The following is a 13,219-nucleotide window of genomic DNA, read 5'->3' on the forward strand; positions in this document are numbered from 1 at the left end:
TTTTTTTCACTTTTGTCATTTTTTTAGTTATTGTCAAAAAATTGTATATTTTATCCTTGATTTAATGAGTGTTTAAGAAAGTCAATGGACTGGTTTTTTGAAAGGCCAAACGCTGTCACGATATAATCAACGTAGGCAAGAAGCTCCAGATTCCCTCCTAATTTTGTTGTTTTAAATGATCGATTAAATCGATATTGCTTTTTATCTGAAAAGACGAGCCCTTCTTCTTCTAGAAATGTTTGAAATTGCTCATGTGGAAAGTAAAGCACATCGTTTCGAACGTTCTCTAAGTCAATCACAATAATCATATCTTCCAGCTCTGCTTTTAATTCCATCATACAATCAATGTATCCGCCGATGCAGCTGATTAAAGATGTGAGAAAAAAGGGTCCGTTTATATATTGAAACTGCTCAAAAATCGTCTCATCGATGTAGCTTGAAATACTTGACTTTAATACGTCATGAATTGGTTTTGATTCTTCCATGTACGGAATAGGAATATGAAACTTAGCTGATCCGTTATAAAACTGCTCCCACGCAATTGTTTTATCATACGCATCAATCACATCTGTGCTTCGAAAAATGATGGATTCCGCTGAATAAGAGGCTTTAACAAACGGTGTATGCAGCATCACCGTACTCTCGTCGTCCAAACGATAGTATTTTGGCTCGCTAGACTTGCTTAAAATATATTGCTTTAACCGTTCTTCTTCCATTTGTTCAACTAAATGCAAATCATATAGTGGCAGCACGTACATATTACACATCCCGTAATGAATATAGCTTTTCCCGTGCATCGGCCATTTTCTGTTATAGATAGACAGTTCTTTTGTGCAAAATTCCTCTATTCGCTGCGTTTGATCCTCGGATTTTTGATAGAGTCGATCTAAATGATAGCGATCATCGATTTCCGTAACGGGAGATGTGCCGCTTCCAATTCTTCTGTAAATTTTCCCGTAAGACATGTACGGAGGGTTCGGGCCTTCAGGAATCCAAATAACAAAAACACCTTGCCCGGGGTGATCTTCAGGTGATAAAAAACGCGTAACGATACGAGGAATGGGATTGGTGACATCTTTAAGCATATTATTAATAAACAGCTCATATTCTTTGCGCTCGAGCAGGTTAATGGAATGGTCGTCTTCATCTACGCCAAAAATAAGCCACCCTCCTTTTTCATTGGCAAACGAAGCGATGATATTTGGGATTTTCCGTTTGACCGTTGAGCTTACTTCGCGCTTGAACTCAAGCTGATAGCCTTCTTCTAAATGTTTTTTCATCATGCGCTGCACATCTGAAAACTCAATTTCTCCAATTGTTTTTTTCTTTCCGTCTTCGCTTATAAATGGTGAATAAAACGATTCTTCGTTCACTTGTCTTCCCCTCCTCACCACTTCTATTTAACTTATCCATATGATGAGAAGTAAAAAGACAGTCATATTTCTTTGATTTTTTTCAAAAAACAAAGTTTTTACCAAATTAATCCTGTTTTATATTATGATAGAAAAAGAGGTGAAGAATATGATTGAAGCAATATTTTTAGACCGAGACGGAACGATTGGAGGCAGTAATGAAATACAATATCCAGGTGATTTTCAGCTGTTCCCCCAAGCAAAGCAAGCGATTATAGACATAAAGAAACAAAACATTCCGCTGTTTTCCTTTACGAATCAGCCCGATATTACAAAAGGAAAGGTAAAGAAATCACAGTTTATCTCTGAGCTTTTAGCTTTTGGATTTGATGCTGTTTACCTTTGTCCTCATGAAGATTCAGACAATTGTTCGTGCCGCAAACCAAGGCCGGGCATGCTGTTAAAAGCAGCCGAGGAGCACAGCTTAAATTTGGCTAATTGCATCGTGATTGGCGACCGGTGGAAAGACCTCGTAGCGGCCCATGCAGCAGGAGCACAATGTATTTTAGTGTTAACAGGAGCTGGGCACGACACGTTACATGTACGGGAAAAATGGGCTGACGTACAAGCAGCCTTTATTGCAGCCAATATACAGGAAGCTGTTGAATTTATCTTTACATCACTGAGTTCACAGCCGATACTACCGCATTCACATACTCGTTAAACAGCTGATTGTTCTGTAATAATTGTTCATACTGCGGAGTGGTTATTTCAAGCTGCAGCCCTTTGTGGCGCTGATTGCCGTTTGCGATATTTCGAGGTGAAACGCCTTTTAAATGCACGGGCGTTTCACTGATCGGAAAACCTGAGAGTGCATGACGCACCGCTTTTTCTAACTTTTCGTCTCTTCCTCCGATATAAGTCGTGCAGACGTCGCTGTAGGCACCGTGAAGAGAAATCGTGACCTCTGATTTTTTAACAAGGTGACGCGCCATTTCTTCATCGTAGTTTGCAGACGTAACATGCAATTCAAACGGATTTTCTGTTTTCAGCGTTTTAAATACGTACACCGTTGCGTTCAGCTTTTCTGCTATTTTTTCTGCTACTTCTTCTGTCCCAATTTCCATCGTTCCTCCGTGAATAGCAAGCACGACAATTTCTCTCCGGCGAACGACACATTCTATTTCGTAATCAATTCCCGCTCGTTCACACTGTGATAGTTCTTGAAAACTTTGATACACATCCCTCATCCGTTTCTTCACACCTTTCTTTTATCTTTCATATACCCAGGCTTTATTTTTTCTTTTTCTTCATATAGTAAAGGTATTAACCCTTTGTTTACTCGTTTATTTTTGTTTTTATACTTTATATTTTAGTGTGCACAAAAATTTTTTTTGAAATTCGAAATAAAAGTATTGCCAAACAAACCGTCCAGACGGTAAAGTATTCTAGGGAAAATCAAAAAGGAGGAAATTCGTGTGTCTACATTTGATGATATATTGCTTGCAGCTACGCAGGTTGTACAGCGTGACGGCGTTGGAAATTTGACGCTTGAAAAAGTAGCAAAAGAAGCCGGCGTCAGTAAAGGCGGTTTGTTGTATCACTTCTCTTCAAAAGATGAATTGATTAAGCAAATGCTGTATTCAGTCACAAAGAAATATGATGACGGACTAAACGTACAAGTTGAACATGACAATTCTCCTGGCAAATGGAGCCGGGCTTATCTCGCTGAGACGCTTCATGACCTTCAGCGTGAACAAGTGATGAGCGCGGGGTTACTTGCAGGTATTGCAACCAATCCTGAACTCCTGCAGCACTTTCAAAAGCAATACGAAAAGTGGCAGCAGCACATTGAACAAGACGACATTGATCCAGTCCTTGCTACCATTGTGCGCCTAGCAGCTGACGGATTATGGTTCAGTCAAATGTTTGGGCTCGCACCCGTGGATCCAGACATGCAAAAACAGATTCAACAACAACTTCGGAAATTAACAGAGGAGGGTTTTCGATGAAAGCCTATTTATTTTTAGCGATTGCTATTAGTTCAGAGTTATTCGGTACATCTATGTTAAAAGCATCAAACGGATTTACAAAATTTTGGCCTAGTCTTGGTGTTTTATTAGGGTTTGGTCTGGCTTTCTATGCGCTTTCCACATCGCTTCAGCACATTCCACTCAGCGTTGCGTATGCCATCTGGTCTGGTGTAGGAACTGCTGTGACAGCTGTGATTGGCGTAGTTATTTGGAAAGAAAGCGGCAGTCTCACGATGGTATTTGGCATCGTATTAATCATTGCAGGAGTCATTCTTTTAAATTTAAAATCAGTGGCTCACTAAAAAAAGAGCCAGTAAATACTGACTCTTAAGCAAAGGAGGAAAATCGACTGTCTACTTATGAAAGTAGTATGTATCGTTTTCCTTTTTTTATACTCTTTTATAGATTAAACGGGTCTAGGAATTTAACAGATGGATATTTGTCCTGGAACAAACGCCATACAAAATCGTTTTCAAACATAAGAACGGCATGTTTATCACGATCTTCTACTAGCATCACGCGAGAATCTAGCATGCGATCTTCAATTGTTGATTTGTCTACCCATTTTGCAATGTTATGAGACATGCGCGTGAATTCAAGATCGACGTTGTACTCGCCTTTCATACGGTGTTCAAACACTTGGAACTGAAGTTCACCGACTGCTCCTAAAATATAATCTCCAAAGAACGGCGTACGGTAAAGCTGTACGGCTCCTTCTTGTACAAGCTGATTAATCCCTTTTTCAAAGTGCTTAGATTTCATTGCATTTTTCGCACGAACTTTTACAAACAGTTCAGGCGGGAACTTTGGAAGAGCATCAAATTCGAATACTTTTCCCTCTCCTACAATGGTATCGCCAATCTGATACGTACCCGAGTCATACAAGCCAATGATATCCCCTGGATACGCTGTGTCTACTGTTTCACGGCTTGATGCCAAGAACTGATGAGACTGCGCTAGCTTCATTTTACGGTTCGTTCTTGCTAACGTCACGTTCATTCCACGCTCGAATTTCCCTGAACATACGCGTACGAACGCAATGCGGTCGCGGTGAGCTGGGTTCATGTTCGCTTGAATTTTAAAGATGAAACCTGAGAAGTTTTCATCCGTAGGCTGAACGGTGCCATTCGTTGATTCACGAGGCTGCGGCGGTGATGTTAATTGTAAAAATGAATTAAAGAAAGACTGTACACCAAAGTTTGCAATCGCACTTCCGAAGAAAACAGGTGTTAATAGGCCTTGCTTTACTTTTTCAATTGAAAAATCATTACCTGCTTCGTCTAATAGAGATAAATCATCCACTAAGCCTGGTAAATACATTTCATCGACGTGTTTTTTAATTTCATCGTCGATATTTTCACCGTCAAAGTCTGCAAAATATGACTCTTTGTTTCCTTGGTATACTTCAATTTGTTTTGAAAAACGGTCATACGTTCCTTGGAATCGTTTCCCCATGCCAATTGGCCACGTTACAGGGTATGATTCAATACCAAGTACATCTTCAATTTCTTCAAGCAGCTCAAGCGGCTCTTTTCCTTCACGGTCTAATTTATTGATAAATGTTAGAATAGGAATACCACGCATACGACAAACTTTAAAAAGTTTAAGCGTTTGTGCTTCAATCCCTTTCGTTCCGTCAATAACCATGACCGCACTGTCTACAGCCGTTAAGGTACGATACGTATCCTCACTGAAGTCTTCGTGTCCTGGTGTATCCAAGATGTTAATAAAGTGATCTTTATACTCAAACTGCATAACACTTGATGTAACCGAAATTCCACGTTGTTTTTCGATTTCCATCCAGTCAGATGTAGCAAACTTGCCTGATTTTTTTCCTTTAACCGTTCCGGCTGAACGAATCATTCCGCCCAGTAACAGCATTTTTTCTGTTAACGTTGTTTTCCCGGCATCCGGGTGAGAAATAATGGCGAATGTACGACGTGAATCGACCATCGTTTCTTGAAGTTGGTTGTTCATACGTTTTAAAATCCTTTCTGCTCTACAATTCCTATTTTCATCATTTCATTATACGCTTTTTTTATACTGCGTGACTAGTTTTTTTCATATTTGAATACTTCTACAAAATCAAAGAAATCGTCAACAAGGTGTAAAAAGCGAACAAGAAAAGACCCCTTTTATAAAAGGGGCCTTCTCCCAGTTTAGTTTAACGAACGACCAGAGAAACGTTCTGCTGATCGGCTTAAACTTTATAAAAAAAATTACTTTTGAACGTTAGCAGCTTGTGGTCCACGGTTGCCTTCAACGATTTCAAATGTAACTTCTTGACCTTCTTCTAAAGTTTTGAAACCTTCGCCTTGGATAGCAGAGAAATGAACGAATACATCGTCTTGTCCTTCTACTTCGATGAAACCGAAACCTTTTTCAGCGTTGAACCATTTTACTTTACCTTGTAACATATCTCTTTTCCTCCTTGTGTGACAATCCACACATTGTGTATTACTCTATTCCTGCTCTTACAATAAGTCAAGACGAACACTTCGAACTATCCTTACCGAACAAAAATAAGCACCTTTATTGTAACAAATCCTCCAAAAAATTTCAAAGGAATTTGCACATTCTTTTTGTTTGCTTTGATCCCTTACCTACAGCCTTTCCGCCCCTTTTTAAGCAGCCGAATGTGAACGCATTATCCGCACTTCTTCTTGGTGTTTTTTCTTGTATAACGATCCTTTAAATGGATAACGCTATAGAGATAGATACTCTTTCTATTTATGAGAAAGCAGGTGACATCACAACCTATGGAAGACATTCTCATGTCCCTTCTTAGAACCTTTGTTTCTTTCATTATCTTAAGCATTACAACTTTCCTGATTGGAAAACAAATTAACACGCATAATAATCATTTTACATTTGCGATGTCCATCATTATTGGGTCGTTCATCGCAAATATGGGATTTGATTTAAAATTAAAATTTCTGCCGATGTTCGCTTCTTTTGCTTTTCTTGTAGCCATTCATTTTCTTTTAGCATCAACAGCTCTAAAAAGCAGGCGCTTGCGAAAATGGATTACAGGACGCCCGACGGTTATTATGGAAAAAGGAAAGCTTCTTGAAGCAAATATGAAAAAAGTCAAATATTCTATTGACGACTTGAATCAGCATTTACGAGAACTAGGAACGTTCAACATTGCTGAAGTAGAATTTGCTGTTTTAGAAGTAAGCGGAAAACTGTCAGTATTAAAGAAAACTGCTTATCAAAACATTGCCAAACAGGACGTTTTGTCTAAGCCGTTTAAAGAAATGAGTTTACCGGTAGAACTCATCATGGACGGAGAAATTATTCATAAAAACTTAACATCTCACTATACCGAACAGTGGATCAACCTTGAGCTTTCAAATCGTCAGCTTCAGTTGAACCAAGTGCTGTATGCAGTTGTGTCAACAAACGGCATGCTCTATGTAGATGAGTATAAAGATCAGCTGTCCGCTCCTACAGACAGAGAATAAGATTGAGACATACCTAAATTACGCCAATCTAAAGACAGACAAATGGAGTGAATGAGTTCGTATGGATCGCTTGAGACATCGCTGTTAATTTTCGTACAGGGCTTTGCTCTCCTATCAACAGCTAGAAGCAGCTACATATATAAAACCTATGTTCACGATCACCATAAAAAAATCCGAACGAGTTTGATTCTTGATGGAGAATCAAACTCGTTCGGATAAAATATGTTTGTCCCAGTTTCACTGTGCCATCTCTTCAACGGTTCCTTCTTTTAAGCCATAGTAATTCCGTTCAAATCGCTTTATTTCTTGATCATAGCGGCGTACTTTTGCATCGGCTAGCTGACGGCTTTGTTTTGTTTCTTCAAGCAGCTCGACCTGCTGATTAATTTGAAAAATAGTCGTCGACAGCTCGTCTTGATAATCATAAATTTCATTTTGAATATCCACGCATACGGGCAAGCGATTTGCTAAAATAAAGTCCGTCATTTGCATAAGCACTTTTTTACGCTCTACTTCTTTCACTTTGCTTTTGACGGCTCGTTCTGCAGAACGAAACGTCAGTCTTACTTTAGAGAAGAAATCACCTTTAATCGAAAGCTTGCGCTGCAGTTCTTCTACATCTTGTTTTAATGATTCATGCTCTTCAATCATTTTTTGAAGCACAAGCCCTCCGTTTAACGATGTGAGCTCCATTTCATCAAGCTGATGGCGAATGGCTGTTTTGAGCGTTTCAATTTGCTTCACCGTCTTTTTCTCCGTAGCTCGGAGCTGCTTAACATACTGCTCTGTTTTATAAATAAAGCTGTCTAACCGTTCACGGTCAAACAGTGACTGCTCTTTCTTTTTCATATAATCTTGATACGCTGTGTGTACAGACGACCACTTGATCAGCAGAGACTGATAGTTCAACAGCTCATCCTGATGCTCAAGCTTGTACGTCCACATCAGCTGAACAACTACCAATAACAGCGGCAAAAAAGTTCCAGCTTCTTTGCGTTTTGCAATAATTTCATGACTTTCAAAGCTCGCCATTAAAAACAGCGGCGCATTCATACTAAATAGCAGTGCTGGCGGGTAATTAACGGGAATAAAGATACTCATTACGGTTGCCATAAGGTCTGAAATAGCAGGGTATGCGTGCGGAGGAAGCTGTTTGTACAGTTCAATTGTCCCTTTTTTTTGCAGCAGTTTCACAAGTGCTTCCTGCTGATATTCTCCTAATGCATCAATCATTCTTTCCTGATACATGGGGGGCAGCTGTTCAATCCAATTCATCAGCTGCTGCTGAAACACAGCTTGCTGACGATTTGTAGCAATCATGTATTGCGAATCAATTAGATGAAAGAACAGTCGGGTTTGATGGCGCATTACGTCTTCCAGCGTATGACAGCGTGCAATTGAAAACAGCTCATTGTATTTAGATACAAGCAAATTTCCAATGTTATCGCTTAACTCGTACAGCTCGCCATTTGTTGTAGCATGGGAAACAGGAAGTTCAAAAAACTTCGCCATTTCAAGCAAAATATGCAGATGCATGTCTACTTCAGGCTGTTTTTCAAGCAATTTCATTTCTTCTATCAATGACGCTTGAAAATCCGTATGCTCCGTTTGCTGATACTGTGCTGACATTTCCGTATAAATGCGGTGGTCACATAACACATAAGCAGCTCTTAGGATATCGCCTTTAGACGTAAGCAACCCATACAATAACTGTTGTCCGTTCATCTTCACACCGTCCTTCATTAAATTTTCTTACTATAGCTTTCTATCATTTTATACTTTTTCTATAAATTCGATGCAATAGTTCAAATTTCCTGTTATCTTTCTTCTTGCTTCCTTAATACAAAGAGTGCCGTCCAACATGACATCAGTGCAGGCGGAATGGTCCAAGTCATATATCGCCACTCACCCGTCACAAGCGCCATAATGAAAAAGATGAGCGGAAAACCTATTAGTACTATGATGATACGTGCTCGGCTTACCGATTTTTTCATAGTGCATCGCCCCTTCTGTTCGTCCCTTATTCCTATAATACCCTTTCGCTTCTATAGCATTAAACACCTTTATAAACCGTTCGTACATTTCTTTGTTTTCTAGACAGTCTATGACATAAGTTTTAAAAAAGAACAGAGGATACCTCTTACTTTGGTGAATCTCGTAAGCAGCTTTTATGTTTTGACAAGCTAAATCGAGAAAAATGTGTTATGGTAAAAGAAAATTTCGTTTTTACTACCTACATTGAAACGAAAGGGTTGATCGTATGAACATTTTTTTGATTGGCGCAAGCGGCAGGACCGGACAGGAATTAATAAGGCAAGCGATTAAAAACGGACATTATGTAAAAGCATTTGTACGAAACCCATCTAAGCTTAAGATAACGCATGCGAACGTACACATCATACAAGGCGACGTGCTTGATTATTATGAAGTGTGTCAGGCCATGCGAGGGTGTGATGCAGTAATTTCTTGTCTTGGAACCGAAAATCTAGGGCATTCTACCCTTTTAGTAGAAACGACAAATCTGCTGATTCAATGTATGAATGAAAACGGAATTCAGCGTATCGCCTACACGGCTTCTGCCGGAATCGACGGAGAAATTCCAGGCATGACGGGCTGGCTTGCTCAGCGTATTTTAAAAAATGTGCTTCGCGATCATCACGAAGCCGTGAAGCTCTTGAAGGTAAGCGGGCTCGACTGGACTGTTGCTCGGCCAATGGGTTTAACGAGCGGTCCATTAACTACGTATTATCGTATAGGAGAAGCTAGCATACCAGAAAACGGACGCAACATCAGCCGTTCTGACGTCGCTCACTTTCTTCTTCAAGCCGTAGAAAACAACAGGCATATAAAAAAATCACTAAGTCTTTCGTATTAAGTGTTCTAAAGGAGTGTTGATAGTGAACCTATCAAAAATTTTTCTAAAAATAAGTCTTGTACTTTTAATGGCATGCGTCTTTATTGAAGGTAATTTTCAGGTGGCGCTTGGCATCTTTGCTGCTGTTTGCATGCTTGTCATCATTTTTGCCAAGCCTCTTTCAAAATCGCTGCTTCCTGCTAATAAAAAACCAGGAAAAAAAGACCGCGAAACATTAATGATGGTCATTGGTGTCATCGTTTTTATTTCAGGAAGCTTTTTTATTGCGTAGTAGCATTGTAAAGAAAACAGGCTTAAATCCAGATTTTCAATCATATAAAGGGCTGTGCTGTAAGTCGAATGTTCGGCTTACGACACAGCCTTTTTTTGTTTCATGAGGTCTCTTTTAGCAATAGCTTCTGTCTTTTATACACATACCATTCCATTATTTAAGCAAATTACCTATCAAACCCTCTTATGCTTTTTTCATCAGTTCACATAATATATGTAGAAGATGTCCTAAGACAAGCGTCAAACGATTTGTATCTAGAAAAAGGAGGAAGATAAATGAAATGCCCCCATTGCGCTTATTCTAATCCGGAAGGGGTAAAATTCTGCTTAAATTGCGGCCATGAAATCGTGGAACACGACGAAAACTACAGCATATTCTACTTGTTTGCCCATCGTGTTGATAAAATCCCAAGAAATGAACGTTCGGTTGAACCTAAATTTCGAAATATATTCTCTCGAGTCTTCCGACAGCACAGTGAAATGGAAGCTGAACGGCTTTTTATTGTAGGAACAGGGCTTACGACTCCCAAAATAGAAGAAGTTGTAAATACATGGCCAAAGCCTTGGCTTTTTGCAAGAGTCTTTCTTATTGCGCTTCTCGCATACTTAGGGCTATATCTAGGCGTAAGCTTGTTCGAAAACATCAACTTCATACCCGGTCTTATTGTAGTCGGTGCTTTTGCAGTGCCATTTACTACGCTTATTTTCTTTTGGGAAATGAACGCTCCGCAGAATATTGCTATTTACAAAATTGTTTATGTCGTTTTTATTGGCGGAATCCTTTCACTTTTATTAGCACTTGTGTTTTATGATATTCTTGGAAATAACACAAACGTGATCGTGATTGGAATATGCGAGGAACTGGCTAAAGTTATCGCGGTTATTTATTTTGTGCGCAATCTTAAATATAGATATGTGCTTAACGGGCTCCTCTTGGGAGCTGCAATAGGAGCTGGTTTTGCTGCTTTTGAAACCGCTGGCTATGCTTTAAGGGCACTTCTTTCAGGCAGCTTTCACATGCTTTATTCTACAATACTTTGGCGCAGTATTTTTGCTCCTGGAGGACATGTGGCTTGGGCTGCCTTGACTGGAGCTGCCGTCTGCATCGTCCAAGGAAATAAGAAATTTCAGTGGAGCATGTTGATAAAACCAAAATTTCTCGGTGTATTTTTGTTTGTCGTTTTTATGCACGCTCTTTGGGACTCACCTATACTAGGTATGTTGCCCGCTGGACATACAATTTTAACGGTTATATTATGGATTTTAGTATTCAGTATGATTCGTATTGGGCTAAAAGAAATCGCAGATAAAAAGTTGGAATTGACCTACTGCAAAGAAAATCCTACCCCCTCATAGGAAATGTTCAGCTTGCGTTAAGCTGCTCGTTTTAACTTTTTATTACCTTTATGTTTCATTTTGAAAATTGTTGTTACAAATTGTAAAAAAAAACATTCAAACTACCTGTACATGGTATGATAACTTCAATAACATGAAAGGGTGACTTGGTGGATGAACCTAACTGAAATTAAGCACATGATAGCAAATTTAGTAAATTATAGAGATAGCGACATTACTCATACTCTTGCCAATAGGTTTACACTAAGTTATTCAAAACAATTAAACAGTTTTCAAATCTGCGATATTGAAAACGATATCATTTATCGTTATGAAGAACCAGAAACAACTGCGTTAGCTCTGTTTAACATGGTCCATCATCTTCCTGAGACTATTTATAGACATACTAATTCGTTTGAACAAGTTTAAAGCAGCAAAAAAAGCTCATTTATTAACTAACATGAGCTTTTTTGCCGGTGTTTATCTATTTTAGTTATTTATAACCTTCTTCAAAAGAAGAATATCCTTTTTAATTGCCCGTCTAATTTCTTCAACTTTGCAGCGTTTGTATTCTTGTACTAAGCGATAGAGCTCTCGTTTAAATAAAAATTCATCTTTTTGGTTACTCATAGCAGCATACCCCTTATTAGCTTTCTATCACAAGCGATTAAAGAAAGTATTCCCTTTTCTTCTTGTAAAAAACAAATAAATTCACAAACAGATGTAAAAAAGCCCTTTATCATGCGCTTACAGGAATGGCGGGATGTGCTTTGCGCTAGACAAATGAAAGAATTTCGCTAAAACAAATAAAAAAACATTGACTACGAGCTCTCAGTCAATGTTTTTTATTTATTTCAGCTTTGTTTAATTAAAGTCGATTCACATACTTTTATGCGTTCATATCTCCTAAACCTGGAGCATGCTCATTTGGCATTTCAGATAAATGAGGGACTGGAAATGCTTCCGGTGGAGGTGTTACGCTCAAGTCTCCGCCATTTCTGCTTGGGGTCTGCCCTTGGAATATTTCTCCCATTCGATGCGGATCTAACCTAAAATCAAATTGCGTGTTATGATACCCCATCTCGACAAATTTTCTGCATTCAGGGTATTTGTTAATATCATAATTTGGTACAGGGAATAGTTTTCCCCAGTCCACGCCTAATGTTTCAAGAGCTTTTGCAAACGCATTTTGATGAGCATTATCTCGAACAATTAAGAAACCTAGCGTTTCTCTTAACGTTTGGTTAGAACTCATTTCGTATATTCTTGTTTTTTGTAAAACGCCGGTTGATTCTAATACAACGTTATTGAGCAAATCAGCCACTAGATTTCCGTGATTATAAACCCACGAGCCGTTCCATGGATTTCCGCCCGCATCTACTGGCAGTGAGCTTTGAGCGCCCATGATATAGTGATGAGGATTAGCATGTTTTACGGCTTCATCAAGAGGAGCCTGATCTGAACCTTGACTTCCTACCCCGGCTCCGCCAGATTCATCTAACAATGCATTAATGGTATTTTGAACGAGTTCTACATGAGCAATTTCTTCTAAAAAAACACCTTTCATTAAATCGCGATACTGCGTCTCTTTTCCTCTGAAGTTAGAGCTTTGAAAGAAATATTGCATCATCGTCCGCATTTCACCAAACTGCCCGCCTAAGGCTTCTTGCAGTACCTTCGCGGCCGCAGGATCGGGCTTATCCGGTTTAATGCCATTGATTAATCCTTCTTTGTAATAATACATATCAAACACTCCTTTTACTGACATTGCTTGTTTTTCGAACTAGCTTATGTAGATTTTTGTCCCCTATATGATTATTCACTTGCATACCTGTTGCTTTTCTTCTTAACATATTTTAGCGTGCCATCTTTCTACCATGTGCACAT

15 protein-coding genes are annotated in these 13,219 nt (G+C 39.1%); 8 read left to right on the plus strand and 7 right to left on the minus strand.

Features of this window, described 5'->3' with window-relative positions:
• Positions 1-50: 50 nt before the first annotated feature.
• Positions 51-1,373 (minus strand): AlbA family DNA-binding domain-containing protein, encoded by a 1,323-nt coding sequence (locus ACFX4W_RS06095; RefSeq protein ID WP_043981417.1) that lies wholly within the window; start codon positions 1,371-1,373, stop codon positions 51-53.
• Positions 1,374-1,521: 148 nt separating this feature from the next.
• Between ACFX4W_RS06095 and ACFX4W_RS06100 the strand changes: the two genes are divergently transcribed.
• On the plus strand, positions 1,522-2,076 hold the full coding sequence (locus ACFX4W_RS06100) for an HAD-IIIA family hydrolase (protein ID WP_043981416.1): 555 nt from the start codon (positions 1,522-1,524) through the stop codon (positions 2,074-2,076).
• On the opposite strand, the gene ACFX4W_RS06105 is transcribed toward ACFX4W_RS06100, so the two are convergent.
• A complete protein-coding gene (locus tag ACFX4W_RS06105) occupies positions 2,027-2,602 on the minus strand; it encodes a poly-gamma-glutamate hydrolase family protein (RefSeq protein ID WP_043981415.1) in 576 nt (191 codons plus the stop codon). The genes ACFX4W_RS06100 and ACFX4W_RS06105 overlap by 50 nt on opposite strands.
• Before the next feature lie 228 nt (positions 2,603-2,830).
• Between ACFX4W_RS06105 and ACFX4W_RS06110 the strand changes: the two genes are divergently transcribed.
• Together ACFX4W_RS06110 and ACFX4W_RS06115 are read left to right on the plus strand one after the other, a co-directional pair.
• Positions 2,831-3,364, plus strand: a complete 534-nt coding sequence (locus ACFX4W_RS06110) for a TetR/AcrR family transcriptional regulator (RefSeq protein WP_043981414.1) — start codon at positions 2,831-2,833, stop codon at positions 3,362-3,364.
• Positions 3,361-3,687: a DMT family transporter gene (locus ACFX4W_RS06115; protein WP_013057875.1), complete on the plus strand. Its 327-nt coding sequence runs from the start codon at positions 3,361-3,363 to the stop codon at positions 3,685-3,687. The genes ACFX4W_RS06110 and ACFX4W_RS06115 overlap by 4 nt, the downstream gene beginning before the upstream one ends.
• 97 nt (positions 3,688-3,784) lie before the next feature.
• Here ACFX4W_RS06115 and ACFX4W_RS06120 read toward each other — a convergent pair whose 3' ends face one another.
• Both ACFX4W_RS06120 and cspD read right to left on the minus strand, forming a co-directional pair.
• A complete protein-coding gene (locus ACFX4W_RS06120; RefSeq protein ID WP_016764821.1) occupies positions 3,785-5,362 on the minus strand; it encodes a peptide chain release factor 3 in 1,578 nt (525 codons plus the stop codon).
• A gap of 242 nt (positions 5,363-5,604) precedes the next feature.
• Positions 5,605-5,802: a cold-shock protein CspD gene (gene cspD / locus ACFX4W_RS06125; RefSeq protein WP_013057877.1), complete on the minus strand. Its 198-nt coding sequence runs from the start codon at positions 5,800-5,802 to the stop codon at positions 5,605-5,607.
• Positions 5,803-6,129: 327 nt separating this feature from the next.
• Between cspD and ACFX4W_RS06130 the strand changes: the two genes are divergently transcribed.
• Entirely contained in the window at positions 6,130-6,852 is a 723-nt protein-coding gene (locus ACFX4W_RS06130) for a DUF421 domain-containing protein (RefSeq protein WP_237074396.1), read from the plus strand.
• 237 nt (positions 6,853-7,089) lie between these two features.
• On the opposite strand, the gene ACFX4W_RS06135 is transcribed toward ACFX4W_RS06130, so the two are convergent.
• Positions 7,090-8,577: a hypothetical protein gene (locus ACFX4W_RS06135; protein ID WP_043981412.1), complete on the minus strand. Its 1,488-nt coding sequence runs from the start codon at positions 8,575-8,577 to the stop codon at positions 7,090-7,092.
• 535 nt (positions 8,578-9,112) lie between these two features.
• On the opposite strand from ACFX4W_RS06135, the gene ACFX4W_RS06140 reads away from it, so the two are divergent.
• The 4 genes from ACFX4W_RS06140 to ACFX4W_RS06155 all read left to right on the plus strand — a co-directional run bounded on the left by ACFX4W_RS06140 (position 9,113) and on the right by ACFX4W_RS06155 (position 11,761).
• Positions 9,113-9,727, plus strand: coding sequence for an NAD(P)-dependent oxidoreductase (locus tag ACFX4W_RS06140; protein WP_043981411.1), 615 nt, complete (start codon positions 9,113-9,115; stop codon positions 9,725-9,727).
• A 22-nt stretch (positions 9,728-9,749) separates the two neighbouring features.
• On the plus strand, positions 9,750-9,998 hold the full coding sequence (locus tag ACFX4W_RS06145) for a hypothetical protein (protein WP_013083940.1): 249 nt from the start codon (positions 9,750-9,752) through the stop codon (positions 9,996-9,998).
• Positions 9,999-10,273: 275 nt separating this feature from the next.
• On the plus strand, positions 10,274-11,353 hold the full coding sequence (locus ACFX4W_RS06150) for a PrsW family intramembrane metalloprotease (protein WP_043981410.1): 1,080 nt from the start codon (positions 10,274-10,276) through the stop codon (positions 11,351-11,353).
• A 153-nt stretch (positions 11,354-11,506) separates the two neighbouring features.
• The gene (locus tag ACFX4W_RS06155) at positions 11,507-11,761 is read left to right on the plus strand and encodes a hypothetical protein (RefSeq protein ID WP_043981409.1); all 255 of its coding nucleotides are present in this window, start codon (positions 11,507-11,509) and stop codon (positions 11,759-11,761) included.
• Positions 11,762-11,821: 60 nt separating this feature from the next.
• Here ACFX4W_RS06155 and ACFX4W_RS06160 read toward each other — a convergent pair whose 3' ends face one another.
• A complete protein-coding gene (locus ACFX4W_RS06160) occupies positions 11,822-11,962 on the minus strand; it encodes a hypothetical protein (protein WP_013057884.1) in 141 nt (46 codons plus the stop codon).
• 259 nt (positions 11,963-12,221) lie between these two features.
• Positions 12,222-13,076, minus strand: coding sequence for a manganese catalase family protein (locus ACFX4W_RS06165; RefSeq protein ID WP_013057886.1), 855 nt, complete (start codon positions 13,074-13,076; stop codon positions 12,222-12,224).
• Between the last annotated feature and the right edge of the window lie 143 nt (positions 13,077-13,219).

Source organism: Priestia sp. YIM B13489 (genome assembly GCF_042787645.1).
Taxonomy (GTDB): Bacteria; Bacillota; Bacilli; order Bacillales; family Bacillaceae_H; genus Priestia; species Priestia megaterium.

What these genes read in the sequence shown, in the direction of transcription:
- ACFX4W_RS06165 (WP_013057886.1), bottom strand. Translation starts at nt 13,076, where the DNA reads ATGTATTATTACAAAGAAGGATTAATCAATGGCATTAAACCGGATAAG.
- ACFX4W_RS06160 (WP_013057884.1), bottom strand. Translation starts at nt 11,962, where the DNA reads ATGAGTAACCAAAAAGATGAATTTTTATTTAAACGAGAGCTCTATCGC.
- ACFX4W_RS06115 (WP_013057875.1), top strand. Translation starts at nt 3,361, where the DNA reads ATGAAAGCCTATTTATTTTTAGCGATTGCTATTAGTTCAGAGTTATTC.
- cspD (WP_013057877.1), bottom strand. Translation starts at nt 5,802, where the DNA reads ATGTTACAAGGTAAAGTAAAATGGTTCAACGCTGAAAAAGGTTTCGGT.
- ACFX4W_RS06150 (WP_043981410.1), top strand. Translation starts at nt 10,274, where the DNA reads ATGAAATGCCCCCATTGCGCTTATTCTAATCCGGAAGGGGTAAAATTC.
- ACFX4W_RS06120 (WP_016764821.1), bottom strand. Translation starts at nt 5,362, where the DNA reads ATGAACAACCAACTTCAAGAAACGATGGTCGATTCACGTCGTACATTC.
- ACFX4W_RS06155 (WP_043981409.1), top strand. Translation starts at nt 11,507, where the DNA reads ATGAACCTAACTGAAATTAAGCACATGATAGCAAATTTAGTAAATTAT.
- ACFX4W_RS06135 (WP_043981412.1), bottom strand. Translation starts at nt 8,577, where the DNA reads ATGAACGGACAACAGTTATTGTATGGGTTGCTTACGTCTAAAGGCGAT.
- ACFX4W_RS06105 (WP_043981415.1), bottom strand. Translation starts at nt 2,602, where the DNA reads ATGAGGGATGTGTATCAAAGTTTTCAAGAACTATCACAGTGTGAACGA.
- ACFX4W_RS06100 (WP_043981416.1), top strand. Translation starts at nt 1,522, where the DNA reads ATGATTGAAGCAATATTTTTAGACCGAGACGGAACGATTGGAGGCAGT.
- ACFX4W_RS06140 (WP_043981411.1), top strand. Translation starts at nt 9,113, where the DNA reads ATGAACATTTTTTTGATTGGCGCAAGCGGCAGGACCGGACAGGAATTA.